The organism is Cellulosimicrobium sp. G4 BAM 1002 (assembly GCF_057126935.1).
Map to the genome: position 1 here is coordinate 217,489 of NZ_CP182109.1, position 26,095 is coordinate 243,583.

Annotated in this window: 28 protein-coding genes; 14 read left to right on the forward strand and 14 right to left on the reverse strand. The window is 70.7% G+C overall.

Annotation, left to right across the window (positions count from 1 at the left end):
- Positions 1 to 137 precede the first annotated feature (137 nt).
- Positions 138 to 1,796, forward strand: a complete 1,659-nt coding sequence (locus ACMXGY_RS00980) for a helix-turn-helix transcriptional regulator (protein WP_483775024.1) — start codon at positions 138 to 140, stop codon at positions 1,794 to 1,796.
- Between the two features lie 203 nt (positions 1,797 to 1,999).
- Here ACMXGY_RS00980 and ACMXGY_RS00985 read toward each other — a convergent pair whose 3' ends face one another.
- The 6 genes from ACMXGY_RS00985 to ACMXGY_RS01010 form a co-directional block, all read right to left on the reverse strand.
- Positions 2,000 to 2,221: a DUF2188 domain-containing protein gene (locus ACMXGY_RS00985; protein WP_483775025.1), complete on the reverse strand. Its 222-nt coding sequence runs from the start codon at positions 2,219 to 2,221 to the stop codon at positions 2,000 to 2,002.
- Between the two features lie 87 nt (positions 2,222 to 2,308).
- The gene (locus ACMXGY_RS00990; RefSeq protein ID WP_483775026.1) at positions 2,309 to 2,722 is read right to left on the reverse strand and encodes a helix-turn-helix transcriptional regulator; all 414 of its coding nucleotides are present in this window, start codon (positions 2,720 to 2,722) and stop codon (positions 2,309 to 2,311) included.
- The gene (locus tag ACMXGY_RS00995) at positions 2,719 to 2,967 is read right to left on the reverse strand and encodes a helix-turn-helix domain-containing protein (protein ID WP_483775027.1); all 249 of its coding nucleotides are present in this window, start codon (positions 2,965 to 2,967) and stop codon (positions 2,719 to 2,721) included. The genes ACMXGY_RS00990 and ACMXGY_RS00995 overlap by 4 nt, the downstream gene beginning before the upstream one ends.
- Positions 2,968 to 2,976: 9 nt before the next feature.
- Positions 2,977 to 3,156 (reverse strand): hypothetical protein, encoded by a 180-nt coding sequence (locus ACMXGY_RS01000; RefSeq protein ID WP_483775028.1) that lies wholly within the window; start codon positions 3,154 to 3,156, stop codon positions 2,977 to 2,979.
- Positions 3,157 to 3,399: 243 nt separating this feature from the next.
- Positions 3,400 to 3,813 (reverse strand): hypothetical protein, encoded by a 414-nt coding sequence (locus tag ACMXGY_RS01005; RefSeq protein ID WP_483775029.1) that lies wholly within the window; start codon positions 3,811 to 3,813, stop codon positions 3,400 to 3,402.
- A complete protein-coding gene (locus ACMXGY_RS01010; protein WP_483775030.1) occupies positions 3,810 to 4,400 on the reverse strand; it encodes a recombinase family protein in 591 nt (196 codons plus the stop codon). The genes ACMXGY_RS01005 and ACMXGY_RS01010 overlap by 4 nt, the downstream gene beginning before the upstream one ends.
- A gap of 544 nt (positions 4,401 to 4,944) precedes the next feature.
- On the opposite strand from ACMXGY_RS01010, the gene ACMXGY_RS01015 reads away from it, so the two are divergent.
- Positions 4,945 to 5,505 (forward strand): hypothetical protein, encoded by a 561-nt coding sequence (locus ACMXGY_RS01015; RefSeq protein WP_483775031.1) that lies wholly within the window; start codon positions 4,945 to 4,947, stop codon positions 5,503 to 5,505.
- Positions 5,502 to 5,858, forward strand: a complete 357-nt coding sequence (locus tag ACMXGY_RS01020; protein ID WP_483775032.1) for a transcriptional regulator — start codon at positions 5,502 to 5,504, stop codon at positions 5,856 to 5,858. The genes ACMXGY_RS01015 and ACMXGY_RS01020 overlap by 4 nt, the downstream gene beginning before the upstream one ends.
- Positions 5,859 to 6,188: 330 nt before the next feature.
- On the opposite strand, the gene ACMXGY_RS01025 is transcribed toward ACMXGY_RS01020, so the two are convergent.
- From ACMXGY_RS01025 to ACMXGY_RS01035, 3 genes are all read right to left on the reverse strand, one after another.
- Positions 6,189 to 7,433, reverse strand: a complete 1,245-nt coding sequence (locus ACMXGY_RS01025) for a winged helix DNA-binding domain-containing protein (RefSeq protein WP_483775033.1) — start codon at positions 7,431 to 7,433, stop codon at positions 6,189 to 6,191.
- Positions 7,434 to 7,796: 363 nt separating this feature from the next.
- The gene (locus ACMXGY_RS01030) at positions 7,797 to 8,615 is read right to left on the reverse strand and encodes an LLM class flavin-dependent oxidoreductase (protein ID WP_483775034.1); all 819 of its coding nucleotides are present in this window, start codon (positions 8,613 to 8,615) and stop codon (positions 7,797 to 7,799) included.
- 29 nt (positions 8,616 to 8,644) lie between these two features.
- Positions 8,645 to 9,109 carry an Ohr family peroxiredoxin gene (locus ACMXGY_RS01035; RefSeq protein WP_483775035.1) on the reverse strand — a complete coding sequence of 155 codons (465 nt, stop codon included), beginning with the start codon at positions 9,107 to 9,109 and terminating at the stop codon, positions 8,645 to 8,647.
- An 88-nt stretch (positions 9,110 to 9,197) separates the two neighbouring features.
- On the opposite strand from ACMXGY_RS01035, the gene ACMXGY_RS01040 reads away from it, so the two are divergent.
- The 3 genes from ACMXGY_RS01040 (at position 9,198) to ACMXGY_RS01050 (ending at position 12,158) form a co-directional block, all read left to right on the forward strand.
- Positions 9,198 to 10,061 (forward strand): helix-turn-helix domain-containing protein, encoded by an 864-nt coding sequence (locus ACMXGY_RS01040; protein WP_483775036.1) that lies wholly within the window; start codon positions 9,198 to 9,200, stop codon positions 10,059 to 10,061.
- Positions 10,062 to 10,319: 258 nt separating this feature from the next.
- Positions 10,320 to 10,733 (forward strand): YunG family protein, encoded by a 414-nt coding sequence (locus ACMXGY_RS01045; protein WP_483775037.1) that lies wholly within the window; start codon positions 10,320 to 10,322, stop codon positions 10,731 to 10,733.
- Positions 10,734 to 10,898: 165 nt separating this feature from the next.
- Positions 10,899 to 12,158 (forward strand): GNAT family N-acetyltransferase, encoded by a 1,260-nt coding sequence (locus ACMXGY_RS01050; protein WP_483775038.1) that lies wholly within the window; start codon positions 10,899 to 10,901, stop codon positions 12,156 to 12,158.
- A gap of 113 nt (positions 12,159 to 12,271) precedes the next feature.
- Here ACMXGY_RS01050 and ACMXGY_RS01055 read toward each other — a convergent pair whose 3' ends face one another.
- Positions 12,272 to 12,751, reverse strand: a complete 480-nt coding sequence (locus ACMXGY_RS01055; RefSeq protein WP_483775039.1) for a MarR family winged helix-turn-helix transcriptional regulator — start codon at positions 12,749 to 12,751, stop codon at positions 12,272 to 12,274.
- A 47-nt stretch (positions 12,752 to 12,798) separates the two neighbouring features.
- Between ACMXGY_RS01055 and ACMXGY_RS01060 the strand changes: the two genes are divergently transcribed.
- Together ACMXGY_RS01060 and ACMXGY_RS01065 are read left to right on the forward strand one after the other, a co-directional pair.
- Positions 12,799 to 13,707, forward strand: a complete 909-nt coding sequence (locus ACMXGY_RS01060; protein ID WP_483775040.1) for an alpha/beta fold hydrolase — start codon at positions 12,799 to 12,801, stop codon at positions 13,705 to 13,707.
- A gap of 196 nt (positions 13,708 to 13,903) precedes the next feature.
- Positions 13,904 to 14,503, forward strand: a complete 600-nt coding sequence (locus ACMXGY_RS01065; protein ID WP_483775041.1) for a recombinase family protein — start codon at positions 13,904 to 13,906, stop codon at positions 14,501 to 14,503.
- A gap of 23 nt (positions 14,504 to 14,526) precedes the next feature.
- On the opposite strand, the gene ACMXGY_RS01070 is transcribed toward ACMXGY_RS01065, so the two are convergent.
- On the reverse strand, positions 14,527 to 14,946 hold the full coding sequence (locus ACMXGY_RS01070; protein ID WP_483775042.1) for a hypothetical protein: 420 nt from the start codon (positions 14,944 to 14,946) through the stop codon (positions 14,527 to 14,529).
- A gap of 899 nt (positions 14,947 to 15,845) precedes the next feature.
- Positions 15,846 to 16,463 (reverse strand): TetR/AcrR family transcriptional regulator, encoded by a 618-nt coding sequence (locus ACMXGY_RS01075; RefSeq protein WP_483775043.1) that lies wholly within the window; start codon positions 16,461 to 16,463, stop codon positions 15,846 to 15,848.
- A gap of 71 nt (positions 16,464 to 16,534) precedes the next feature.
- On the opposite strand from ACMXGY_RS01075, the gene ACMXGY_RS01080 reads away from it, so the two are divergent.
- The 4 genes from ACMXGY_RS01080 to ACMXGY_RS01095 all read left to right on the forward strand — a co-directional run bounded on the left by ACMXGY_RS01080 (position 16,535) and on the right by ACMXGY_RS01095 (position 21,489).
- On the forward strand, positions 16,535 to 17,107 hold the full coding sequence (locus ACMXGY_RS01080) for a dihydrofolate reductase family protein (RefSeq protein ID WP_483775044.1): 573 nt from the start codon (positions 16,535 to 16,537) through the stop codon (positions 17,105 to 17,107).
- 78 nt (positions 17,108 to 17,185) lie between these two features.
- Positions 17,186 to 19,075: an alkyl/aryl-sulfatase gene (locus tag ACMXGY_RS01085; protein WP_483775045.1), complete on the forward strand. Its 1,890-nt coding sequence runs from the start codon at positions 17,186 to 17,188 to the stop codon at positions 19,073 to 19,075.
- A gap of 184 nt (positions 19,076 to 19,259) precedes the next feature.
- Positions 19,260 to 21,020: a SulP family inorganic anion transporter gene (locus tag ACMXGY_RS01090; protein ID WP_483775046.1), complete on the forward strand. Its 1,761-nt coding sequence runs from the start codon at positions 19,260 to 19,262 to the stop codon at positions 21,018 to 21,020.
- Positions 21,021 to 21,069: 49 nt separating this feature from the next.
- On the forward strand, positions 21,070 to 21,489 hold the full coding sequence (locus ACMXGY_RS01095) for a phage holin family protein (RefSeq protein ID WP_483775047.1): 420 nt from the start codon (positions 21,070 to 21,072) through the stop codon (positions 21,487 to 21,489).
- A gap of 43 nt (positions 21,490 to 21,532) precedes the next feature.
- Here ACMXGY_RS01095 and ACMXGY_RS01100 read toward each other — a convergent pair whose 3' ends face one another.
- On the reverse strand, positions 21,533 to 23,302 hold the full coding sequence (locus ACMXGY_RS01100; RefSeq protein WP_483775048.1) for a SulP family inorganic anion transporter: 1,770 nt from the start codon (positions 23,300 to 23,302) through the stop codon (positions 21,533 to 21,535).
- Positions 23,303 to 23,487: 185 nt separating this feature from the next.
- On the opposite strand from ACMXGY_RS01100, the gene ACMXGY_RS01105 reads away from it, so the two are divergent.
- Together ACMXGY_RS01105 and ACMXGY_RS01110 are read left to right on the forward strand one after the other, a co-directional pair.
- On the forward strand, positions 23,488 to 23,985 hold the full coding sequence (locus tag ACMXGY_RS01105; protein WP_483775049.1) for a DUF1269 domain-containing protein: 498 nt from the start codon (positions 23,488 to 23,490) through the stop codon (positions 23,983 to 23,985).
- Positions 23,986 to 23,994: 9 nt separating this feature from the next.
- Complete coding sequence (locus ACMXGY_RS01110; protein WP_483775050.1) at positions 23,995 to 24,669, forward strand: GAP family protein; 675 nt, start codon at positions 23,995 to 23,997, stop codon at positions 24,667 to 24,669.
- A gap of 33 nt (positions 24,670 to 24,702) precedes the next feature.
- On the opposite strand, the gene ACMXGY_RS01115 is transcribed toward ACMXGY_RS01110, so the two are convergent.
- Positions 24,703 to 25,962 carry an AI-2E family transporter gene (locus ACMXGY_RS01115; protein ID WP_483775051.1) on the reverse strand — a complete coding sequence of 420 codons (1,260 nt, stop codon included), beginning with the start codon at positions 25,960 to 25,962 and terminating at the stop codon, positions 24,703 to 24,705.
- Positions 25,963 to 26,095: the final 133 nt, after the last annotated feature.

Sequence of the window (26,095 nt, forward strand, 5' to 3'; positions counted from 1 at the left end):
CCCCTCGCGCGCTCGTCAACACCCCATGTGACCCAGGTGGCAGCAATCGGTGACGGGAAAGTGATGGAACTTCATCAACAACTTCATCAATCCGGGAGTCTTTTCACCCGTATGGCTGGGCATTCACCCTCGAGCCTGTGCGCGCTCACACGCGTCGCTGGGCGAAGATCGATCAGGTGAACCCACCGCCCGACGAGACGTCGTCACTGAGCGATGAGGCGATCCGCGAGACGATCGCCACCGGCACGCTCGACGACATCGAGGACCTGTCCGACCTGCTCTGGTACGACCTGCCCGGACGCTTCGCACGCCCGATCATGAGAAGGGTCCGCGGCCTGGACGCCACGGAGTTCGAGAACAGACCGCGCCTGCTGTACGCGGCGTTGCTCGCCCACCACCGCGCCGAGATCGGTGAGCGGGACAGCGAACTGAGGAAGATCCTGAACATGTTCGCCGCCCAGGGCCGCTCCTACGCCACCCGACTGACGTCCTTCACCCGCCCGAGCGACCTCATCACCGCCGGCACGATCGCCGTCGTCTCGGCACGCCTGCGCGGGGCATACGAGGAGTCCGAACGTCTGGGCACGTGGGTCGACAAACAGCTCGTGCTTACAGGAAGCGGACACACCCTGCCCTGGACCCCCGCTCACGTCGCGACCAAACCCGGCTGGCTGTCAGCCGAGCGCGGAACCACCGCGATGCTCGCCGGGCGGCTCGACCACGCCGCGAAGCTCTACACCCGGGCTCATCTCGAGGCAGGACCACCCCCACACGCGCACAACGCCGGCGCGAACGCGTTGGCCAACCTCGCTCTCGTCGCCGCCTACCGCGGGCACCTCGACCTGGCCCGCACCTGGCTCACTGCACTCGACGACAGCGCCGCTGGACCGCAGTGGATCGAACACCTCACGACCGTCGGGGCTAAGATCGCCCGTGCACTGGTCGCGATCGAGGAAGCCGACCCCGACGAGGCTCGGTATCACCTGGACGCCATCGGACCGCCAACACAGAGCCTGGAACTGTGGCCGTTCATCGCCTACGCCCACTCCAGTCACGCGGCGCTGTTCGACGACCCGCACGCCGCCCTCACCCATCTCGACAAGGCCCGCACACGCCACGGCGCGCTCGAACCCGACCCCACAACCCTGGCCGGCCAGCTCGTGCTGCGCTCCGAGGCCAAGCTCCTGCTCAAGGCGGCCGAGGGCAACCGGCTGCTACAGCTCGTCGATACCTACCCCGACGTCGCGTCCCTGCGCCAGCACGCCGCCTGGGCGCACCTGCTCGCCGGCCACCCGCACGAGGCCATCCGCGCCACCGCCCAAGCCCTGCACCAGCTCCACATCCCCGTGCCGGACATGATGGGCATGCACCTGGTCATGGCTGTGGCCCACCTGCGCACCGGCAACAAGCACCACGCCGCCACCGCATTCCGCAAGGCCGTGAGGCTGCGCACCAGCGACAACCATGTCAAACCGTTCCTGGCCGCCGAGCCGGACGACCTCAACCACCTCGCTCAGCTCGCCGACGTCCCCAACCCTCTGCTCAACCGGCGACTGCAACGCGTGAACATCCCCCGAGGAGTCGAGGTCGTGCGCCTGTCGCCAAGAGAGAGGGCAGTCCTCACTGCCTTGGCCGCCGGCAACACCGCGGAGCAAGCTGCCACACACTTCGGTGTCTCACCCGCCACCGTGCGCACCCAGATCCGCAGCATCTACCGCAAGCTCGGCGTCTCACGCCGTGCCGCCGCCCTCGCCCGCGCCCAACAACTCGGCCTCCTCAACGACACCACCGACTGACACCGGCTTGGACCCACCCTCACCCACTCAGCGGACGACGACTTGGCACCGCGAGGGGCGCCGCGACCGGGACGCCGTTCAAGGGGCAGAACCCCGCCCGGAAGCCGCCGCCAGCCGCCCTCGAGCGCGCCCGGTGCGGGGATCTGCTCGACCGCGCGCGCGAGGGCGACGTCGTACGGCATCGCCCTCGCGCCGGCCATGGTTCAGCCTGGCACGTTGCGCGGGTCGTGCCCGTGGGAGTCCTTCTGCACGATCGTCCCGTCGAGGTTCTTGATCACGAGCTCGGCGCTCTCGCGTTCGGCGGCCGCGCGCCCGGCGGCCACCGCGTCGTCCTTCTTCGCGTGGTTGGACAGCGGCTCACGCTCGCCCTGGCGTCGCACGTGCCACTGCTCGTCCTGGTGGTAGACCTCGATCGTCACGGCCACGGGTGCTCCTTCCGTCGGGTGGATGCGACCACCGTGGAACGACCCCACGGTGCACGCACGCCGCGACGGCGCAGCTCGTGCCCGCGCTCACCGGCTCTCGCGGCACGTGCGGCAACGCCGCCGCCCGTCCGACGGGTAGACGATCGTATTCTGCGGCGTGTACTCGTGCCCGTGCGGGCAGTGCGTCTTGGCCCGCTGGTGCGCGCCGCCACCGAGGCCGTCCGTGCTCCCGGTCCGGTACCACCGGTCGTAGTGCATCTTGCACAGACCCCTTCCGTGGGCGGGCCGGTCGCACCCGTCGACCGAGCACGGCCCCGGTTGGTGCTCACGGATCGGCGCCGTCGCGGTGAACCGCTCGCGCACGCGCGCGGCCATGTCCTCGTCGAGCAGCCACCGCCGGTCGACCGGGCGCGGGAGCGTCGCGCGCAGCCACGCGTACACCGCCGCCCGGGAGACCCCGACCTCGGCCGCGAGCTCGGTCGGCGTCCACAACGACTTCACGACGACGTCCCGACCGGCTGGGCTCCTCGCCCGCGGCGCGGCGTGCCCGTGCGGGCCAGGCTCCGCCGCACCGCCGTCTGCGTGCGCCCCGTCAGCTCCCCGACCTCGCGCAGCGATCGGCCGGCCATGTACTGCTCGGCCACGAACCGGTCGAACCTGTCCCGCTGGAACAGGTTGTACCCATTTTTCACGTCGCCGCGGAACTGCGGCAGCACCTCGAGCACGGGGCGCGATGGATACGGCACGACGCGAGGCTAGCTCGGGGAGTTCTGTTCCGGCTTGCGGCCCGTCGATGATCCGAGCGCGACGAGCACGGGCGAGGTGACGACGAGCGCCTGCGAGGGCTCTCCGGTAATGAGCAGCGCGGCCACGGCGACCGCGCCGACGATAAGAGCGGAAATCCAGGTGGGCGCGGGGGCCCGGTGTACCGTCATGTCTAGCGTCCCTTCAACTCTTGCCGAGTGACGGGTCCGGAGCGGCCTCCTGTTGGTAGCAGGGGGTCGCTCGTTTTTTGCGACCCTCGGTGCTCCGAACCTCTGGTGCAATTCTGCGCACCGCGTCGGACAACCCGGGATACTCGAAGGGCATAACACCAGGTAGTGCGCCTGTAGGCGTAACAACACGGGTGTAGCGCAGGAGGTTCCCGCGGCCTCGAACGGTTTGAAGTACGACAGCACTCACCTCACCGTGTGCGCAGACTCCACCAGGCACTCGATCCAGCAGAACGGCCCGTAGTCGGCACCAGAGCGGCGGAGGATGACTCCGGGCAGCGGCTCGTCGTCGGGGTCGGGGTCGCTCAGCTCTTCGCTGATCAGCTCCCCGCATCGAACGCACGGTGTGGCCCTCTCGTACATGACGATCACCACGGGGAACGAGCGGTCGGACGTTGGCAGTTCTTCGAGAGCGTCGAGCATGTCGGGGTCCTCGGAGACTTCGGCGTACTCATCGGCACCCATGCGCCACAACTCAGGCGGGAGTGCCGCTGCGCGGCGACGATAGGCGGCCTGCTTGTGCCTCGCCGAGCAGTAGAGCGCATCCCTCCGCTTCAAGCCGCTGATCCGGGCGCCGCAGAACAGACAGACGCGCTTCACCGGGTCTCGCCGACCTCGGCCGCATCCAGGGCGCCGAGGTGCCGATACAGCGTGTCTCGGGAGACACCGAGTGCGCGGGCGACCGCAGCACGGGACTGCCCGCCGGCTAGCGCGACGCGCGCGGCCGCGACGCGGTCGGGGGTCATGACGCTCGGGCGGCCGCCAACACGTCCTCGAGCGCGCGCGGCCGCGAGACCGTCCAGCGTTCGCTCTCGCGCGAGGTCCGCTTCCATCTGGGCGACGGCGGCGAGCACGTGCACCATGAGCCGCCCGGTCGCGCTCGAGGTGTCGATCGTCTCCGTCAGCGACCGGAGCGTGACACCGCGCTCGTCGAGGTCGCGCACCAGGCGCGCGACGTGCGCGGCCGATCGGCCGAGCCGGTCGAGCTTCGTCACGACGAGCGTGTCCCCCTCCCGCAGCCCGGCGAGGAGCCGGCCGAGCTCGGGACGGTCCTCGCGGGTGCCCGATGCCTTCTCCACGACGACGTCGCGTCCGTCGACGCCGCCGGCGCCGGTGAGCGCGTCGACCTGGGCGTCGAGGTTCTGCGCGGTCGTGGAGACCCGGGCGTACCCGTAGGTGTGTGCCATGCCGGTGACGGTAGCGAAAACCCCAGGGTCGCGTTCTGCGACACCAGGGGTTTTCGGACACTAGTTCTGCGACATGTTCGCTCGGCGTGTCGCGCCGGCCGCCGCGGTGTACGACAAACGGTCGGTTCTGCCTCGTCGAACAACTCGCACCCATCAGTCATGCTCTGGTAACTCCGAGGTATCGGGAGCGTGTTTTGACTCGGATCCGGCATCGTGCGAACTCAGATGGCGTGGGGTGGAACCGGATGGCCGGTGCTGCGTGTTGGGGGGTATGAGGTGTGGCGTGATGGGCGGCGTTGAGGTGGACGTCGAGGGGAATGGCTGCCAGAGAGTGCCGTCGTCGAGGTGGCGGGGCGCTCGTGCTCGCCAGCGTCGCGCTCGACACGGTCGGCAACGTCTCCACCGAGCAGTGACGTGGGAGCATGCGGCCTGGTCGCTGAGACGAGGAACGTGGCCGGTCTGCTATCCAGCGGCTCGCTCCGTCGCCTTCGGTACGGGGCGGCGGAGCATTGACGACACTCACTCTGCCAGGCAGAGTACGACCGTGACCACCGCTTCGGAGTACGTTGCAACGATTCAGGCGCAGCAACGAGCGGTCCGGCACGCGACGTCGTTGCCCTTGGCTGTCAACGCACTCGCCATGCTGTTCCTGACGTACGCCGAGGCGACCATGCAGCGACACCTACCAGTCACAGTGCTGGTGCCTGCGCTCACGTACGCGCTGCTCCTCCTTGCCATGCTGATCAGACGTCGCGTGAGCGGCGTCGGGGTAGGCAACGACCGATACGGCCTTCTCGCGCTCGCTCTCCTGGCCCTGCTATTCGTGCCGTTCGGGTTGGTTGGCCTGTTCCTTATAGGGCCGGCGTTCTTCCTCGGCCTCGGGCTCGTCGTCCTCGGGTGTCGCGGGAGCGATCCACGGCTCTGGGGACCTGGGCTGTTCCTCATGGCGCTCAGTCCGCTCGTCTCGCTTGGCACTCTCAGCAATCACGCGGCGTTCCTGGGCGGCGGGGTCGGGTGTATGGCGATTGCCACTATCGGACTCATCACTCTCGCGACCGCCACGTTCGTGCGCGAACGCCGAGTTTCTGGAGCAACCACGGCATGAGCAACGCGAGCAACGGTCCTGAGCAGCATCCGCTCTCGCAGCTCGACGAGACGGTCCATCAGCGTGCACGGTTGGGAATCCTGGCGATCCTCTCCGAGACGCGAGACGCCGACTTCACACACCTCAAGCGCGCGCTCCATCTCACCGACGGCAACCTCGGACGACACCTCGAAGTGCTGGTCACGAGCGGCTACGTCACCCTGCGTAAGGGAAGTGACGGTCGACGCTCCCGGACCTGGGTGCGCATCACGTCAGAAGGACGTCAAGCGCTTCTCGTCGAGGTAGAGCTCTTGCGGGGGCTGCTCGCCAGCGCGCCGCCTCTCACATCACCAACCGACGACACCGACGCGTGACCCGTCCGTGACAGGGTTCACCGTCTGACAACCTGGGTTAGTCGGACGTCGCAGAACCTTCTTTTGCGACGCCTGACAAACGGTCGGTTGTGCGGTGTCCGACAACCTTGTGGGGAGTCGGCAATTCGTTGCGCCGTCGTTCACGCGTGACGCAGGTCGAACGCGGCGCCGGCAACCACGAGTCCCGTCGCGGAGGAGGACGTGCTCGGGCCTGGAACGTTGCGTTGAGCACGCCTAGGGCGCGTCCATCCACGTGCGGCTACGCGCCCCACCGGGTATCAGGCAGCCTCCCTCCGGGGGTCGAGCGAGAGCTGTCACTCCGTGAGCGTGTCACGCCGCGTTGCGCAACCGCCCGTTCCCCGGTCCCGCGCCCGGGCCTGGCAGGCGCCGCACCTGTGCGGCGTCCGGCAGCTTCGCCCACCAGTGGTCGTAGCGTCGGTACGGGTGCGCGTTCCGGCCGGCGAGCATCGCCAGCAGGGACGCAGCCTCGTCGCCGAGCGCCGCCCACACGTCGTCGGGCAGGGGGGTGAAGGCGTGCGCCTCGACGCACGGCGCCCCGTCGGCGTCGTCGACCGTGCGCCACACGCCCGCCACGTACCCGTCGACGAGCAGCGTCGGCAAGATGTCGCCGTTGAGGCGGGTCACGACCTGGCGGTACTCGGCGGGGATGAGGCGACTGCGGTCCAGGTAGGCGAGCAGAGCGTTGTCCCACATGCCCAGTAGCCGCGGCGGCGCCGGGGTCTCCGCCGGCGGGCGGAGCCCGCCCGGCACGTCGAGGAGCGGGGTTCCGTCAGGTCCCTCGAGCACCTCGAGCTCGTCGCCGAGGGCCGCGACCGCGGCGCGCACGCGGACCCGCTGCACGGTGAGGAAGTGCGCGATGTCGAGCACGGACGCTGGGCCGAACCCTTCCAGGTAGCGCCGCACCAAGGGGACGAGGGCTGCGTCAGGGTCGCCGTCCAGCTCCGCCGGCACGGAGTCCTCCGCGCCCGGCGAGGCCGCCGACTCGAAACCGGGCGCCGGCAGCCACGCCACCTTGGTCTCGAACGACCACGGGGCGTCGGTGGGCGCGTGCACGAACGGTCCGTAGTGCCGCAGCGCCCACCAGGCGCGCTTGCCGCCGTCGGGGTGGAGCGCGTCGATCCACCCCACCAGATCGTCGCCCGAGCGGGGCCGGTCGAGCAGCTCGAGCAGCCGGGGCCGCAGCGCGTCCGCGTCCGCGGTGGTGAGGCCGGTGTCGGTGAACCGGCGGTCCCCCAGGCGGGCGCCGCGCAGGGTGGGCTGCATGGCCGTGCGGAACCCGGGGTGGTCCGTGGCGTCCACGGTGTGCAGCGTGATGCGCAGCAGCGTGCCCCGCACCAGCGCCCGGCCCGCGTACGCGGCGTCGAGGTCGGCGGGATCGAAGTCCGCCACCCGGTTCCACAGCGCCAGGTAGGGCGACGCGGGGTGCTGGGCCTGCAGCGCGACGAGGCGGCGCACCGCCGTCGCGGTCTCGTCGGGCCCCGGGAACGGCTTCCGGCGCAGCAGCAGCTGTCTGGCGAGGGTGGCCCGGTTGAGCTCACGCGGCGCGATCGGCATGCACACAGGATCGTCGCCCGGGGCCCCGCTCCGCCACCCCTCGTCGCGTGCCGGTGGGCGCGGGAGGCCATAGGCCTGCCTCGTTCGCCGTCCGATTTGCCTGCGAGACAGCCAGCACGGCTGAGCGTCCAGCAGCGTGGCGCTCGCCCACCCCGAGTTTCAATTGGCAGGCTCTACGGCGACTCATCGGCAGGTTCTACGGCGACGTGCGCAGAACCGGAGGTCTATCAGGCGTCGCAGAACCCCCTTGTGCGACGCCTGAGAATCGGTCGGTTCTGAGAGGGCGCATGCCGCTGTCGAGAGTCGACAACGGCAACTGACGAGCCGCCATGACGCGAAGCCTCTCGAACGTCGTCGCGCCGCTTAGTGTCCAGCCAGCTTGGCCACGACGGGCGCGATCGTGTCGGCAAAGTCGGCGCCGATGACGAAGTAGGAGAAGCCGATCTCCGAGCGGCGTCGTTGGATCTCTTCGGCGGCAGCGACGGGATCGCTCGGAAGGATGACGAGCGAGTCGGCCGCGCGAAGCCTCGCGGTGTCGAGATCGGGCGCCGCCATGAACGGAGCGACACGATCACCGACAGCGGCGACGTGCTGGCCGAGCTCGATGTCGCGGCCGCCTGGAAAGTCGCGCACCCGGCCCGTCGTCTCGACTCGATCATCGTCCGTGGAGAGGACGAACGTGACCGCGTCAGCGACTTCGAGCGCCAGCGCCTGCGACTTCGGGCCGCTCACCGCCATGACGACCGGCGTGTGCAGATCGGGGCCGTCGAACCTCCGCAGGGCGGTTACGGTCTCGCGCATCCTGGCTCGACGCTCAGCCGGGGAGACGACGGGCAGCCCCAGCTCGACCTCGATCCCGGGTCGGCCAGCGCCGATCCCCATCTCGAAGCGGCCTTCCGTGAGTACCGAGAGCGAGTGGGCCTCCCATGCCGTGCTCCACGGTTCGCGCAGAGCAGCGGCATAGACCCACGAGCCGACCCGCAGGTCAGTGAGCGCAGCCGCGGTTGCCAGCGTGGGGCCGATTGCTGGTTGCCATGTGGGGACGTCGGGCATCAGCAACGTCGAGTAACCGCTGTCGGCTATGCGGCGCACGCGTTCTCGCCACGCCGACAGGTCGGGACCGACCGGGGCAACGACCCCGAACCGGAATGGTCTGGGTGCTCGCGTCGCCTGGGAGCTCATCGTGGTTCTCCTTGCGTCTGGGACCTGCCTCACTCGACGACGATCTCTACCGGGATGTTCCCCCGGGTGGCCAAGGAGTACGGGCAGGAACGATGCGTTGCCTCCAGCAACTTCTCGCCGGTCTCGCCGGCCAGATGATCGGGGAGCTCGGCCCGGAGCACAGCGGCGAGCGTGAAGCCCGGCCCGGTCGGCACGAGGCTGACCTCGGCGGTGACCGCAACGTCCGTGGCGTCCAGGCCTTGGCTCTGGGCGACGAGACCCATCGTGGTGGAGAAGCAGGCCGCCCAGCCCGCGGCGAAGAGCTGCTCAGGGTTGACGCCGTCGCCTGTCCCGCCCATCTCTTTGGGCAGCGCGAGCAGGACGTCCAGCCGTCCGTCGGAGGTGACAGCGCGGGCGTCGCGTCCAGATGACGTGGCGACGCCGGTGTATGTCGGGTTCATGCTCGTGCCCTTCGGACCGGTGGACGTGCGAACGCTGTCAACGATCACCGACATCCGGAACAGCCTCCATTACCTCCGTGGTGCAGCAAGCCGCGTTACCTGACTGGTCATGGTCTCTCGCCTGCCATCGCCCTAGCCTGGCGTGACCACCACAACCCAGAATGCGACCGATATGACCGCAGAACCTCTCGTAGAGCCACGGACCGTCGGCGAGCTGCTCCGCTTCTGGCGTGTGCACAGGCGGCTGAGCCAACTCGACCTGGCCCTCGATGCCGAGATGTCGACCAAGCACCTCAGCTTCGTCGAGACCGGGCGTGCCCAACCCAGCCGACAGCTGTTGGCCCATCTGTCCAACCGGCTGAACCTGCCGATGGCCGAACGCAACCGTCTCCTGTTGGCCGGTGGTTTCGCGCCGTTGTACCTCGAGGAGCCGTACGGATCCGAGACGATGCGGCCGTTACGCGAGTCCTTGCACCAGTTGCTCGACGCGCACATGCCCAATCCGGCGCTGATCGTGGACGGGCTCTGGAACCTGATCGACGCCAATGACGCGGCGTCCTTGCTGTGGGCCGGAGTAGACCCCGAACTCCTGAGACCGCCGGTCAACCTCTTGCGGCTGTCGGTGCATCCCGACGGCATCCCCAGCATCTCGTCGATGACGGCCGCCTGCAACGCTCCACTCATCCACCAGCTCAGACGCAAGAGCCGCGACAACGCCGACAACGCCCTGGCCGCCTTGGTCGATGAGGTCGAGTCCTACCTGCCCGACAAAGCACCCCCGGCCGCCACCCAGCCGATGGTCACCCTCGACCTGCGCACCCGCCTCGGCACCGTCCGTCTGTTCACCCTGATCGCCACCATCGGTGCCCCCCTCGACGTCACCGCAGCAAGCCTCGCCATAGAGACATTCCTCCCCGCCGACCCCACCAGTGCCGCCCGCCTCCAAGAACTGGCAGCCTCCAACAAACAGTTGACCGAACCCCATCGGCCGCCTGACTCCAGATAGTCGGATCACGAGCCGCCCAACTCTCCTCCGTGGTGGGCCGGACGGCACGCGCGAACTGCTCGCCATCTCAGAGCCCGGGCATCTCGCAGGGGTCCGCTGCACGGATAGGTGACATTGGGGGAGTCGACAGTTCGTTGGGCCGTTGTTCACTCCTGCCATCGCGACCGGCGGCAGCACCGCCGTGCGGGACGACCCGAGATGCTGATGTTCTCGACGGCGCATCGCGCTCGTGTGGGTACCTGGCGCCAAGATCCGGGCATGACCATCACTGCTGATGAACTTCGCCGACACTTCCTCGCCGCGTGGGGGCCTGACACCTGCTACCCCCATATGAGCGACGAGTGGACTCCGGAGAATCCCTCGCGCGATCAGTGCGGGATGACGGCCCTGGTCGTGCAGGACATCCTCGGCGGCGACCTGGTCCTCGCCGAGGTCCACGTGGACGGCGCCCAGATCGGTCATCACTACTGGAACCGGCTGCCGGACGGTTCGGACCTGGACCTCACCGCGGACCAGTTCCGGCCGGACGAGACCGTGGTGGGCGGGAACGTCGTCGTCCGCCCGCCCGACGCTCCCCGGTACCACCGAGAGCAGTACGAGCTCCTTCGCCAGCGAGTCTTCGACGCGCTGCCACCGGCTGCCGTGGCCGGGCTGGAGCGCGCGGAGCCGTGATCCGGCGGAACCCTCAGCGGGTCTAAGGGTTCGAACGACCAGGCCCGGGGAGCAGGGCTGGTCTGTCCCTGCGTTCGATCCTCGGGGGCGGCGGGACGAGCACCCCGATGGGTCGATCCGGATAACGGGTGGACGCCGCGGATCGGTGCGGGCTATCAACAGGGCATGACCGCCGTCGCCTCCTCCTACCCCGTCCGACCGCTCACAGAGGAGGACCGTGAACCGGCCCTTGACGTGGTGTGGCGCGCCTTCGGGTGGGGCTACCGGCAGGACGCCGCCGACGACGTCTTCACGAGCCGCTCCATCGAGGCCGACCGCACGCTCGTCGCCGTCGACGGCTCCGACGGCGACGTCGTCGGGACGGCGAGCGCGTACTCGCTGCGGATGACCATGCCCGGCGGTGGCCAGCAGCCGGTCGCCGGGGTGTGGATGGTGACCGTGGCCCCCACCTACCGCCGCCGCGGTGTCATGACGGGACTGATGCGCCGCCAGCTCGCCGACCTGGCGGCCGGGGGCGAGGCCCTGGCCGCGCTCTGGGCGACGGAGGCGAGCCTGTACCGGCGGTACGGCTACGGGATCGCGTCGTGGCGCCAGCCGATCGAGGTCGACCTCGCGAGCGCGGCGTTCACCCCGCACGCGACGGGCCTGGCGGCGGGGTCGCCCGCGCGCCTGCACCTCATGAGCCTGGCCGACGCGCTGCCACACCTGGCCGCGATCCACGACGACCTGCTGGGCACGCGGCCGGGGACGCTCGCGCGCGACACGGGCCGCTGGCAGTTCCTCCTGGGCGGCGGCGACGGCCGGCCACCGGCCGAGATCGTCGTCGCCCTCGGCCCCGACGGCCCCACCGGGTACGCGGCGTACCGGATCCGCGACGGGCAGCCCGCCCTGGTGCCCACGGGCGTGGTCGCCGTCCAGGAGGTGAGCGCCGCGGACCCGGCCACCCACGCCCAGCTCTGGCGCTACCTGCTCGACCTCGACCTCATGAGCACCCTGACGTGCGAGTCCCGCCCTGTTCCCGACCCGCTGGCCCATCTGCTCGTCGACCACCGGCGCCTGCACGCCCGTCTCGACGAGGCGCTGTGGGTCCGCGTCGTCGACGTTGGACGGGCACTCGGTGGCCGTGCCTTCTCCACGCCGGTCGACCTGGTGCTTGACCTCACCGATGACCTGGTTCCCGCCAACGCCGGCCGGTGGCACGTCGTCGTCGGCGAGGCGGGCGGCACGGCCGTCGGGCGCCGGACGGACGCGCCACCGGACCTGTCGATGGACGTCGCCGATCTCGGCGCTGCCCACCTGGGCGCCACGCCGCTGCACGTCCTCGCCCTCGCCGGGCGCGTCGTCGAACACACCCCCGGCGCGGTAGCTGCCGCCTCGGCCGCCTGGTCCTGGTTCCCCACAGCGCACAGCGCCGAGATCTTCTGAGCCACACGCGCCGCGGCGCCCGCTCCGCGGCAGGTGCTACGCGGCGGTTCTGCATGCAGGTCGGTCGAGCCTTCCCACCTGGTCCGCTGTTGCGTCCCGCGCTGGCCGACGGCTCAGGAGACGTCGGCCTCGAGCGTGTCGCGTACACGTCGAAGGACCGCGTCGACGAGCGCCCGCTCGTCGGTGCCGAGCTGGCTGACGGCGTCGAGCAGGCGCTCGACGATCGGACCGAAGTGCCGCCAGCCCAGCTCGAGCGCCTGGTCCGTCACGACGATCTGGACGTGCCGCCTGTCGCGGGGGTCGCGCCGCCGCTCGATGTGCCCCGCCTCCTCGAGGCGCCGTAGCAGCGCCGTGGTTGCTTGGGTCGACATGCCGAGCGAACGCGAGAGGTCTCCGGCGTAGACCGGGGCGGTGGCGCGCTCGGCATCGAGCAGGACGACCAGAGCCCGCAGGTCGGTCGCGGGAATTTTGGCCTGTGCCGCGGCGTCGGCAACCTGGCGCTGGTAGGCGAAGGCGACGGCACGGATCAGATGGACGGTGCCAAGTGCCTCGCGTCGGCCGGGATCGGTGGGCACCACCAGGGATCGCTGCATGAGGAGAGCGTAGCGAATGGCTCACTGAGTGAGTTAATGTCGGCGCCATGAGTCGGACGCAAACAGCCACGTCCCAGCGCAGCGAGTTCCTCGCAGAACTCGACGGGGCTCTCTCGCTGGCAGGCGAAGAGCACGCCGAAGCCACGCCACTGGACGTCGTGACACGCTTCGGTCTGACGCGTGTCACGTCGTGGGGTGCTCCGGACGCGGCGCCCGTGGTGCTTTTGCCCGGGCACGGGGCCACGTCGGCGTCGTGGACGGCTGTCGCTTGCCGTCTGGCACGAAGCCACCGCGTGCTTGCGGTGGAACTCGTGGGTGACGTCGCGCACTGCGCCGCGAGGAGTTCCGACCCGTCGGCGCGCGTTCGGGCCGGCGCGGCGGCGAGGTCGACGGATGACCTGGTGCGGTGGTTGGACGAGGTCCTGGCGGCTGTGGTTCCGGCCGGCCCGGTGGTCCTCTGTGGGCACTCGTACGGGGCGTGGCTCGCGCTCGTGTACGCGCTCGCCCGGCCGGACGCCGTCAGCCGGCTGGTCTTGGTCGACCCGACGGACTGCTTCGCGAGGCCGTCCGTCCGCTACCTGGTGCGGGCACTGCCTCTGCTGGTACGTCCCACACCCCGGCGATGGCGCGCGTTCGTGCGGTGGGAGGCCCGCGACGTCGCTATCGACGACGCGTGGCTCCGCGTCGCCGCCCTCGGCGCCGGCCTGCCCGCAGACCGTGTCGTGCGTCCTCGCCGACCGTCCGCCGGCCAGCTCGAGCGTCTGTCGTGCCCAACGCTCGTCCTGCTCGCTGCCCGGAGCCGGGCCCACGACCCGCGACGGGTCGCCGAGCGCGCCCGCCGCGTCCCGGTCGCCACCGTGGAACGACTGGCGAACTCGAGCCACCACTCCGTGCCCGCAGCGCAGGTCGAGGAGCTCAGTACCGCCATCGCACGGTTCGTGGCGCGCGAGAGCTAGCGACGCGACGCGACCGCATGACCGCCGCCAGTACGCAAGGCTGAACCGCCCACGCATCATGCGCCCGCAAGCCGATCCCCTACCGAGACACCGGTTGCCTGGCCCTTCCGCGAAGCGGCGCCTCGATCTTGACTGTCTCGGTAGACCCGCCCGCATGACTGCCCGGTGATGGTTGCCTATCTGCGACACTCGCGCCATGACCGCGACGCTCATCGGGTACGCCCGCTGCTCGACTGCCGAGCAGGACCTCACCGCTCAACGTCAGGCGCTCGAGGCGATGGGCGTCGACCCGCGCCGCGTCTACGTCGACCAGGGCGTGACCGGCACCCACCGCGACCGGCCCGGGCTCCGCGAGGCCATGGCCGCGACGCGGTCCGGGGACACGCTCGTCGTGACCAAGCTCGACCGCCTCGCCCGCTCGATCCGCGACGCGCGCGACATCGTCGACGAGCTCACCACCCACGGCGTCCGGCTCCAGGTCGGCGCCACGGTGCACGACCCGAACGACCCCGTCGGCCGGCTCCTGCTCAACGTGCTCGCGATGGTCGCCGAGTTCGAGGCTGACCTCATCCGCGCCCGCACCCGTGAAGGCATGGCGATCGCGAAGGCAAAGGGCAAGCTCAAGGGCCGCAAGCCCAAGCTCACCCCGGCCCAGGAACGACATCTCGTCGACCTCCACCGTGCCGGCAACCACACCTCGGCCGAGATCGCCGAGCTCTTCGGGGTCTCCCGCGCGACCGTCTACCGCGCCGTCGAACGCGCTCGACCTCTGGCAGCACGCTCGGGCGAGGCCTAGAGCGTGTCTCCTAAGTATCGGTTTCAGTCTTCGTCGGCCACCCAGTAGCACGCAGAACGCGACTTACCGAGGATCACGACGCCGCTATCGAAGGTGTAGTCAGTGGCGGGCGCCCATGTGGACAGGTGAGTGGCAGGGAGGCCTTCGGTGTTCGTCGCATATCGCGTCTCGACGCTGCCGCACGACCGGATGAACTCTCGAGCGAGCCGCCGGGCTTGGTGTTCGGGCATGTGCTCGTCGTGATAGGCCAGGCCGGTATGCAGGATGTGTGCGAGAACCTGCTCGGCGCGATCAGCATCTACCTCGATCCAGTCCTCGCCCAACGGCCTCAGCCCGGCCGCCAGCGCGACCTCATCGAAGTCGTGTCGCGGCGCGGGGTCGAAAACGAGCCAAACCTCCTCCGCAGGGCGGTCGCGCATGTGCTGTGCGATGTTCTCGTCCACGAGGCCACACCTTAGGTGCGAACTTCGCGTCCCAACGTCACGGGACCGGGTACGTCCGACGCGCGATTCGCACGCTCACGACGCCGCTTCGTCAACAAGGAGAGGACGTCCTAGCCTCGATCCATGTGGAGACGTCATAGGCCGAAGCCGCTGGATGAGGTCGATCGCTGGATCAACGAGGGCCAGCCGACCACCGTCGAAGACCGGCTCACCACCATCGCGCACCAGCACGCCGGACACTCGGAAGACGAGGTCCGAACCGCGCTGCAGGCCGCGAGGATCCCAGCCCCCGCGTCGGTGATCGACGGGCTCGCGTCCCGGATCTCTGTCCTCGAGCCCGCCCAAGGGCCACGCGCCACAGTGCGGATGCGCACCCACGATCCTCGCTGAGCTCGACGCTAGAGTTCCTCGGATCGAAGGTGGTGCGTTGGTGGGTTGAGGCCGCCCTCGGTTGTGCGGTGTCCGACAACCCCGGTCGGACTGCCAAGATTTGGTCTAGATCGCGCCATCGGCCTGGGCGCAGGGAGCCTCAGGGTCAGGGCAGACCGACGCTCCCGGTTGGCGAGTCGTACTGCTGCCACGTGGCCGTTCCGGTCCGCGGGGGCTCGGACCGATCGGTTAGCAGAAGCAACAGAGCGGTGGCGGCTCTCACGAGGAGGATCGCCGTCGTGCTCAACTCCGAGCTCGCGGAAGGGCGTAAGCCCCATAGCCGTTGAGTTCGACGGCCCTTGCTGCGTAGCGTGATCTCGATACTGACCAAGGCACGCGGGTCCCGGTGTCGCGTGTCCGTTCCTGGAGAGGGTGGCAGCCCGTTCGAGCCGGGCCAGATGCCGAGGTGCTCCGCCGCGGTTCGCGGCGGAGCACCTGAAACTGCCCGTCCGTCAGGACCCGGAAACGACTCACGGCCGCGAGTCTGCCGCGAGCCTCACCCCTGGGTTAGGAGACACGCCCTGGGGGAGTAGGCCGGCCACCAGTGCGTCGACGACCTCGTCGGTCGGGGTCTGTGGATCGATGGGCGAGGTGATGCGGTCGAGCACGAGCCCCTCGATCGCGTAGTGGAACAGGGCGATCTCGCGGCGTCCCCCGGGAAGCCCGGCCGCCTCGTTGAACGCGACGTCGGCGTCGAGCCCGGCCCGCTGCCAGTCACCGAGCGCCGCCGCCAGCTCCGGGCGCCGCGCAGCCTCGAGGCGTAGCTCGTAGAGCGCGAGGGTCACCTCCCGATGGGTCGTCAGCCGCCGCACGATGTCCCGGATGTAGGCCGCGAAGAGGTCGCGGTCCGGTTGCGCGGAGGCTCGTGCCTCGAGATCCCCCTGGGTCGGCGCGAGCCGCGCACCGATCCGCTCGAACAGGCCGGTGACGAGCGCCTCCCGGTTACGGAAGTAGTTCGACGTGGTGCCCACCGGGACGCCGGCCTCGGCGTCGACCGCACGGTGCGTGAGGCCCCGGGAGCCCTCGCGCGCCAGCACGGCGATACCTGCGTCGGCCAGGAGGGTGCGCCGTGCGTCGTTCTTGACCATGACTCGACCCTAGCCCAACCACGACACCTGCTATGGTTCCAACCACTGCACGTGTCGTGATTGGAGAACGGATGCGAGAGCTCACCTACTACGTCGCCGTCAGCGCCGACGGGTTCATCGCCGGCCCCTCCGGCGAGTTCGACCGGTTCCTGTTCGAAGGTGACCACGTCCAGGGGATCGGGCAGAGGTACCGCGGCACCGCACCGACCGAGCTCGCCGAGGCGGCGGGACTGCCCGTCCACGACGGACCGTTCGACACCGTCCTGATGGGGTGGAAGACGTACGCGGCCGGGCTCCCGGGGCCGCCGAGCCCCTACCGGCACCTGCGCCAGATCGTCTTCACCCGCGGGCACGAGGCGCCGGAGGGCGCCGAGGGCGTGGAGTTCAGTGATCGCGATCCCGTGGAGGTGGTGCGCGCGCTGAAGGCCGAGGACGGCGCCGGCATCTGGCTCTGCGGGGGCGGTGCGCTCGCCGCGGTGCTCGCCGACGAGATCGACCGGCTCGCGCTCAAGCTGAACCCGGTGCTCTTCGGGGACGGCGTCCGCCTGTTCGGCGACCGGCCCTACAACCCGACGGCGTTGCGCCCGCTCGCCGTCACGCCGTACGAGTCCGGCGTGGTGCTCGCCGAGTACACGCGCGGCTGAGCGGACGAGAGCTCCCGTGGTCGCGGCTCGCGAACGTTCCGGATGCAGGAGTTCAGGCTCGCTGGGATGCTCCGAAGCATGTCGACTCCCCAGCCAGCAACCCCTGCCATCGCCGCCCAGCAGCAGGCCCTCCGGGGCTCGCTCCCCTTCTCCGACACCCAGGACTTCGACGACGCCGACCGTGGCCTCCTCGGCACGAGGTCGCCCGGGGCGGTGACGAAGGAGGACGGCAGCGTCGTGTGGGACGGGGACACGTACGCGTTCCTCGACGGCGAGGCGCCGGACACGGTGAACCCGAGCCTGTGGCGGCAGTCGCAGCTCGTCGCTCGCCAGGGCCTGTACGAGGTGGTCGAGGGTATCTACCAGGTGCGGGGGCTCGACCTGTCGAACATCACGTTCGTCGAGGGCGAGACCGGTGTGATCGTCATCGACCCGCTCATCTCGACGGAGACCGCGGCCGCCGCCCTCGAGCTATACCGCGAGCACCGGGGTGACCGGCCCGTCACGGGCGTCATCTACACGCACTCGCACGTCGACCACTTCGGCGGCGTCAAGGGCGTGATCACGCGGGAGGACGCCGACTCCGGGCGCGTCCCGATCCTCGCGCCCGCGGGCTTCGTCGAGCACGCGGTCGAGGAGAACGTCTACGCGGGCACCGCCATGGCGCGCCGCGCCGGGTACATGTACGGCGCGGCGCTCCCGCGCGGGCCGCAGGGCGCGGTCGGTGCCGGGCTGGGCCAGACCACCTCGACCGGCACGGTGACGCTGGTCCCGCCGACGGTCGAGATCACGACGACGGGCCAGGAGGAGGTCGTCGACGGCGTCCGGATCGTCTTCCAGATGGCGCCGGGCACCGAGGCGCCGTCGGAGATGCTGTTCTACTTCCCCGACCACAAGGCGTTGTGCGCAGCGGAGGACGCGACGCACAACCTGCACAACCTGCTGACCCTGCGCGGTGCGCTCGTGCGGGACCCGCACGTCTGGTCGCGCTACCTCACCGAGACGATCGACCTGTGGGGCGGCGACGTCGAGGTCGTGTTCGCGTCCCACCACTGGCCGACGTGGGGCAACGACCGCGTGGTCGAGTTCCTCTCGCTGCAGCGCGACCTGTACGGGTACCTGCACGACCAGACGCTGCGCCTGCTCAACCAGGGCCTGAACGGGCCCGAGATCGCGGAGCAGATCACGCTCCCGCCCGCGCTGGAGAACGCGTGGAGCACGCGCGGGTACTACGGCTCGGTGAGCCACAACGTCAAGGCGATCTACCAGCGCTACATGGGCTGGTTCAACGGCAATCCCGCCACGCTGTGGGAGCACGTCCCTGTCGAGCGGGCGAAGCGCTACGTCGACTACATGGGCGGCGCGGACGCCGTCGTCGAGAAGGCTCGCGGAGCGTTCGACGACGGCGACTTCCGCTGGGTGGCGGAGGTGGTCAACCACGTGGTGTTCGCCCAGCCGGACCACGAAGGCGCGCGCGCGCTGCTCGCCGACACGTACGAGCAGCTCGGCTACGGCTCGGAGAACGGGACGTGGCGCAACTTCTACCTCTCGGGCGCGACCGAGCTGCGCGACGGCCGCTTCGGCACGCCGACCGTCTCGAGCTCGCCGGACATGCTCGGCCAGCTCACGCCGTCGATGCTGTTCGACGCCATCGCGGTCCAGGTCGACGGCCCCCGTGCGTGGGACGAGAAGCTCTCGATCGACGTCGTGCTCACCGACGCCGACGAGCGCTACCGCCTCCGGCTCGCCAACGGCGTCCTCACCTACAGCGCCGCGCCGCAGCAGGGCGACGCGGACCTCACGCTCACCACGACGAAGCGCCAGCTGCCCGTGATCGCCTTCGGCGGTCTGACGCCCGACGGGCTCGTGCAGGCCGGCATCGAGCTGACCGGCGACGCGTCTGCCCTCAGCCGGCTCGGCGCCGTCCTCGACCCGGGTGACACCGGCTTCGCGATCGTCACGCCCTGACCGTCTCTGGGCGGGTCCCGAACCGTGCTGACGCCCGCGTCGCGGCGGTTACCCGTCGGCGCGACGACGCGAGGGCGTTGTGGCAGGGTCGTGACGACTGAGCGCACGACGCGGAGCGCCGGAGGGCTGGGGCATGACCGGAAGGTGACGGCATGACGAGCGGGGCGTCGTGAGCATCCGCCCGGTGCGTGCCGTAGCCGCGTGGTGGCGGGGCGTCCGCCCGGCACCGGGGACGTTCTGGCGCTCCGCGGGCACGGGCGTCCCCGGGGCCGTCGGTGGGGTCCCGGACGGCATGGCGTCCGCGACGCTCGTCGGCGTCAACCCGATCCACGGTCTGTACGCGACGGCGGTCGGCCGCATCGCGGGCGGCCTCACGGTCGACTCGCGGCTCATGATCGTCACGACGACGAGCGCGGCGGCGCTCGCGGCCGGCTCCGCGCTGGCCGAGGTGGCGCCCGAGGACCGGCTCTCAGCCCTCATCCTGCTCACGACGCTCGCCGGGGTCGTCATGGTGGCCGCGGGGCTCGCGGGCCTGGGCCGGCTCACGGGCTTCGTGTCGCACTCGGTGATGACCGGATTCCTCACGGGTGTGTCGGTGAACATCCTGCTGGGGCAGCTCGACGACCTCACCGGCACGGACCCGACGGCGTCGCTCGCGCTCGTCCAGGCGTACCAGGTGCTGCGGTCGCTGGGGACGTGGGACTGGCCGACCGTCGTCGTGGGGGTTGGTTCGATCGTCGTGCTGCTCGCGGTCGCGCGGACGCGGATCGCCCCGTACGCGGCCGTCGTCGCGCTCGTCCTCGCCTCCGTCGGGGTGTGGCTCGCGCACGCGGGCTCCGTGCAGCTCGTCGCCGACGCCGGGGCCATCCCGGTCGGGCTCCCGGAGCCGGCGGTCCCCGACCTCGGCTCGCTCTCCGTGGACGTCGCGGTGGGCGCGTTCGCCGTCGCGGCCATCGTGCTCGTGCAGGGCGCAGGGGTCGCGGAGTCCGTCCCGAACCCCGGCGGCCACCGCGCGAGCGCGAACCGGAACTTCGTCGGCCAGGGGATCGCGAACATCGCCGTCGGGTTCTTCCGCGGCATCCCGGTGGGCGGCTCCGTGGGGCAGACGGCGGTCAGCACGGCCGCGGGGGCGCGCGACCGCTGGGCGGGGATCATGTCGGGCGTCTGGGTGCTGGTCGTGCTCGTCGCGCTGTCCGGGCCGGTCGGTCAGGTCCCGTCGGCGACGCTCGCGGCCCTGCTGGCCGTGGCCGCCGTCGGCTCGATCCGTCTCTCGGCGATGGCGACGGCGTGGCGCACGGGGAACCAGTCGCAGATCGCGATGGTCACGACGTTCCTCGCCACCCTGCTGCTGCCCGTCGCGGCCGCCGTCGGGATCGGTGCCGCGCTGTCGATCCTCCTGCAGGCGAACCGGGAGTCGCAGGACCTGCGCATCGTGCGCCTGGTCCCGCTGGAGGGCGGGCGCTTTCGCGAGGAGCGCGCCCCGCGACTCCTGGAGGACGAGTCCGTGACCGTGCTCGACGTCTACGGCAGCCTGTTCTACGCCGGCGCCCGCTCGCTCGAGGCGGCGCTGCCCGAGCCCGGCGCCGCGCACGACGCCGTCGTCGTGCTGCGGCTGCGCGGGCGCGCGACGCTCGGTGCCACGGCGTTCACCGTGCTCGCCCACTACGCCGACGGTCTCGGCGACCGCGGGGGCCGTCTCTACGTGAGCGGGGTGGACCCGGAGCTCGCGGAGAAGTTCACACACGTCATCGACGTGCGGCTGCACGAGCGCATCAAGGTGTTCCCGGCCCGACCGATGCTGGGCGAGTCCACCGCCGACGCCGTGAAGCACGCGGAGGCATGGCTCGTGCGCGGCGTCGAGACGGCCCCGATCCCCGTGGTCCGCCCGCCCGGACCGGTCGAGCGCCTGTGGTCCCGCGTGCGGTCGGCCCTGCACCGGAAATGAGCTGCGGCCAGCGGTTGCGGAACCCGCGGACGCGGAGCACGGTTACGGCATGATCCGGTTCCTGCTCAGCTTCGCCATCAACGTGGTGCTCGCGGCCGTGGGCCTGCTCGTCGCCTCGAGCCTGTTCGACGACGTCGTCGTGCACGCCTCGGGCTTCGTCGTCGCCGTCCTGATCTTCGCCGTGGCCCAGGCGGTCCTCGCGCCCTTCGTCTTCAACGTGGCGCGCAAGTACGCCTCGGCAATCCTCGGCGGGATCGGCCTCGTCTCGACGTTCCTCGCGCTGTGGGTCGCGACCCTCATCGGTGACGGGCTCGAGATCTCGGGCGCGTCGACGTGGATCGGGACGACCGTCGTCGTCTGGCTGATCTCCGCGCTGGGCGGCTGGCTCCTCGGGTGGCTCGTGCTCACGCGCTGGTGGGACGCGCGCCAGGAGTCCAAGAAGATCCGCGCCGCCACCGCCAAGGACTGATGGCCGGTCGCCGCGCGTTCCGGTGCGGCGACCTGCCGACCTCCTACGCCGAGCGTTCTCCGGCGATCGCCGCGTCGACGTCGGGGTAGACCGCGGGTCGTTCGTCGCGTTCCACGACGGCGCGCAGCTCGTCGCGGAACTGGCCGACGTCGCGCGCCAGGACGAGGTCGGCGCCGAGGCGGGAGAGGTCCGTCCGGAGGGTCACGAGCATCTCGGCCGCGGCGGAGTCGAGGAACGGCACGGTCCCCGCGTCGAGGACGACGGTGCGTGGGCGCTCCGCCTCGGCGAGCGCCCGGATCGTCGTCCGGACGGTGTCCGCGTTGGCGAAGAACAGCCCGGACTCGACGCGCACGACCAGAACTCCGGGAACCTGCTCGCCGGCCGGGCGTCCGAGCGCGGCGCGGCGGGCGTCGTCGACCCACCCGCCGTCGGGGCTGCGCACGAGCCGGGCCACGTGCGGGCGGGAGACGCGGCTGAGCAGCAGGAGCAGGGACAGCACGACGCCGATCACCAGACCGGGCAACGTGTCGAAGACCAGCACCCCCGCGGTCGCGGCGGCCGCGGCCCAGAAGTCGTTGCGCGCCGCGCCGCCGTAGAGCTTCCTCGACAGCGGGGTGGCGTACCCGTACAGGCGCCGCAGCGCGTGCACGTCCACGAGCTCGATCACGGCGGCGATGACGACGGCGGCGAGCGTCGCCTCGGGCAGCGACTCGAACACGGGCGTGAGGAAGAGCAGCGTGAGCACCACAAGCACCGCCGCCGTGAGGCCCGAGACCTGGCTCCTGGCTCCCGCGCCGCCGTTGACCGCCGTCTTCGACAGGCTGCCGTTGACGACCATCCCGGACGCCAGGCCCGAGCCCAGGTTCGCCGCACCCATGCCGATGAGCTCGCGGTTGGGGTCGATGTCGTACCCCTCGCGCGTCGCGTACGCCTTCGCCGCTCCGAGCGCCTCGGCGAACCCGACGAGCATCACCCCGGCACAGGGGCCGATCAGCGCCGTGTAGTCGGCCCAGTCCATGTCCGGGAACCCGAGGGCGGGCAGGCCCGCGTCGATCGGGCCCACGATCTCTACGCCCCGGTCGTCGAGCGAGAACAGCAGGATCGCACCGATGCCGAGGAGCACCGCGACGAGCGAGCCCGGCACCTTCGGCGCCCACCGCTTGATGGCGAGGAGGATCGCCAGGGTGGCTACGCCCAGGACCACCGTCGTCCCGTTCGCGGTGCCGAGCTCGGTGAGGATCGCCCAGGCCTTCTCGAAGAAGTTCCCCTCGCCCTTCTCCACCCCGAGCAGCGCGGGCACCTGGCCGATGATGATGATCAGCGCCATCCCGACGATGAACCCCTTGAGCACCGGCTCGGAGATGAAGGACGCGACGAACCCCAGGCGCGCGGCCCCCGCCACCAGGCACAGCACCCCGGTGACCAGGGCGATGCCGGTGGTCAGCGCGGCGTAGAACGCGGCATCACCCGGCGCGAACACCGCCACCACGCTCGCCGACAGCGCCGCCGTCGCCGACATGGGTCCCACGACCAGGTGCCGCGAGCTGCCGAACGCGGCGTACAGGATCAACGACGGCACCGCCGCGTACAGGCCGACCACCGGTGAGACGCCCGCGATCGTCGCGTACGCGAGCGACTCCGGCACCAGCACCGCCCACACCGTGAGCCCTGCGACGAGATCGCCCTGCAACCAGGCCTTCTGGTACCCGCGCAGGGAGCCGAACAGCAGCGGGGGCCGGCGCCGGGCGACGGCGGCACCCGCCTGCCCGCCCACGCTGCCGGCTCGCGGACCGCCGTTCCCGGGTCCCGTCATCGACCTACCTCCGCTCGTGGTGGACCGTCCGGGACCGATCCTTCCGGGAACCGCCGCGACCGCCACCGGAGCCGCGCCGCGGGTGCGCAGCGCTCGCCGCGCGGAACGCGGTCCCCGGCGATACGTTCGACGCGACCAGGCGCCCTGCGCGCCGACGCATCGCACCTGAACCAGGAAGGTCTGACGTGGCAACGCTCACCGTGTGGAAGTTCGACACCCCCGACGGAGCCCAGCGCGCCGAGGACGCGCTCATCGGACTCCAGAAGCAGGAGCTCATCCAGGTCCAGGACGCCGCGACGGTGTCCTGGGAGGAGGGCAAGAAGAAGCCGAAGACCCGCCAGGGCAACAGCACGACCGCGGCCGGTGCCCTCGGCGGCACGTTCTGGGGCCTGCTGTTCGGTCTCCTCTTCTTCGTCCCGCTGCTCGGCGCGGCGATCGGCGCGGCGTCCGGCGCGCTCGCCGGGGCGTTGACCGACGTCGGCATCGACGACGACTTCATCGACTCCGTGCGCAGCAAGGTCACGCCCGGGACGTCCGCCCTGTTCGTCCTCACGTCCGGTGCGGTCGTGAGCCGCGTGCACGACGCGCTCCAGGCGGAGGGCATCCACGGCGAGCTCGTCCAGACGAACCTCTCCGAGGAGGAGGAGGCCAAGCTCCGCGCGGCCTTCGAAGAGAACGCCTAGGAGGCTCGCATGGGCGCGGCGATCGGCCAGTCCCTCCCCGTCGCGGTCGGTGTGCTCATCAGCCCGCTGCCGATCGTGGCCGTCGTGCTCATGCTCGTGAGCGGGCGCGCCAAGGCGAACGCGTTCTCGTTCCTCGTCGGCTGGTTCCTCGCGGTCGGTGCGGTGACGCTCGTCGTCGCCCTGCTCGCCGGAGCCGGGGCGGACGGGGAGGACACCGGCCCCCCGCTCTGGGCGGCGATCCTCAAGATCGTCCTCGGCCTGGCGCTCCTGCTCCTCGCGGTGAAGCAGTGGCGCGGGCGCCCGCGCGACGGCGTCGAGCCGCCCGCGCCGAAGTGGATGGCGGCGATCGACGGCTTCACGCCGCCCAAGGCGGCGGGGCTCGCGGTGCTCCTCGGGGCGGTCAACCCCAAGAACCTGCTGCTCGTCGTCTCCGGCGGGGTGGCGATCGCGACGGCGGCCGGCGACGACACGAACGCCAAGGTCGTCGCGGCGATCGTGTTCGCGCTCGTCGCGAGCGTCGGCGTGGCGACGCCCGTCTTCATCTACCTCTTCACGGGCGACCGCGCCGCCGCGATGCTCGACGGCCTCAAGACGTGGATGATCCGCAACAACGCGGTCATCATGGCCGTGCTGCTGCTCGTCCTGGGCGCCAAGATGCTCGGCGACGGCATCGCGAACCTGTAGCGGACGGGCGTGCGCCGGGCCTTGAGGGCCCGCCTACTCGATGCCCTGCTCGCGCCGCTCGTCCACCGTCCGCGCCGCCTCGAGCGCCGCCTCCTTGTTGCTGCGACGACGGCGCGCCCTGCGGTCCCGCTTGTCCTTGCCGGGGCCGTCGTCGTCCTTCTTCTTCCCAGGGTCGCGCAGCATGTCCGACTCGATGAGCTCGTGCCGCTGCAGGTAGGTGTTGGCGACGGCCTGGATCGTCGCGGCGATCGGCAGCGCGAGGAACGCGCCGAGCGCGCCGAACACCGCGCCGAACGCGAGCACGACGACGAAGCTCACCGCCGGGTTCATCTCCAGCGCGCGGGCGGAGACCTTGGGCGAGAAGTACAGGTTCTCGAGCTGCTGGTAGCCGATGATGAACGCGAGGACGGCGAGCGCCTGGGGCAGGCCCTGGGAGGTCAGGGCGACGGCGACCGGCAGCGCGCCGCCGATGTACGTACCGATCGTCGGCACGAACTGCGACACGACGCCCGTGAAGACGGCGAGCGGCAGGGCGTACGGGGTCTGCACGATGAGCAGGAACACCAGGGTGAACGCGCTCGACAGCGCCGCGAGGACGATGCGCGAGTTGATGAAGTCGGAGACCTTGACCTGCGTGATCTCCCACAGGCGCAGGACCTCCTCCTGCCGGTTCGGGGTGAGCCAGCGGCACACCCCGGCACGGAACCGCGGTCCCGCCGCGAGCAGGTAGTACGTGACGAGCAGGATGGTCAGCGCGGCGAAGATCACCCCGACGATCGTCGTGCCGACGAGGATGGCCCCGGACGCGACGTCCTGGCCGAACTGCTCGAACGCCTGGCGCAGCAGCTCGTCGGACTCCGGGAGCTCGAGGTCGAACCGCTGCTGGACGAAGTCGCGGATCTGCTCGTACACCTCCGGGAGGGTCTGGACGAGCTGGATGAGCTGCTGGACGAACAGGTTGCCGAACAGCGCGAGCACGACGAGCACGACGACGATCGACCCGATGAGCGACACCCCGGCGGCCGCGCCGCGCCGCCACCCGTGCCGCACGAGCCACACCACGATCGGCTCGAGGGCGAGCGCGATGAAGAACGCGATGAGGATGTTGATCCCGAGCGCCTGCAGCTGGCCCAGCGCGTACCAGGCGAAGATCCCCACGAAGACGGCCACGACGGCCATGGCCAGCGCGCGCGGGACCCAGCGCGGCGGTCGTCGGGAGTCGTGCTGCACCGGGCGCGTCCCCTCGTCCGGGACGTCGGTGTACGGGTCGTCCGCAGCCGGGGGCGTCGTCATGGCACGAACCTAGCTGTGGGCCCCAGGCGCGGCCGCGCGGGCGCGCCGCTCGTTCCGGATGCCGACCGCGTCACGGAGTGCCACGATCGACGCGCACGCCCACGTCCCGCCGTCCGGATGTCCAGGAGGACTC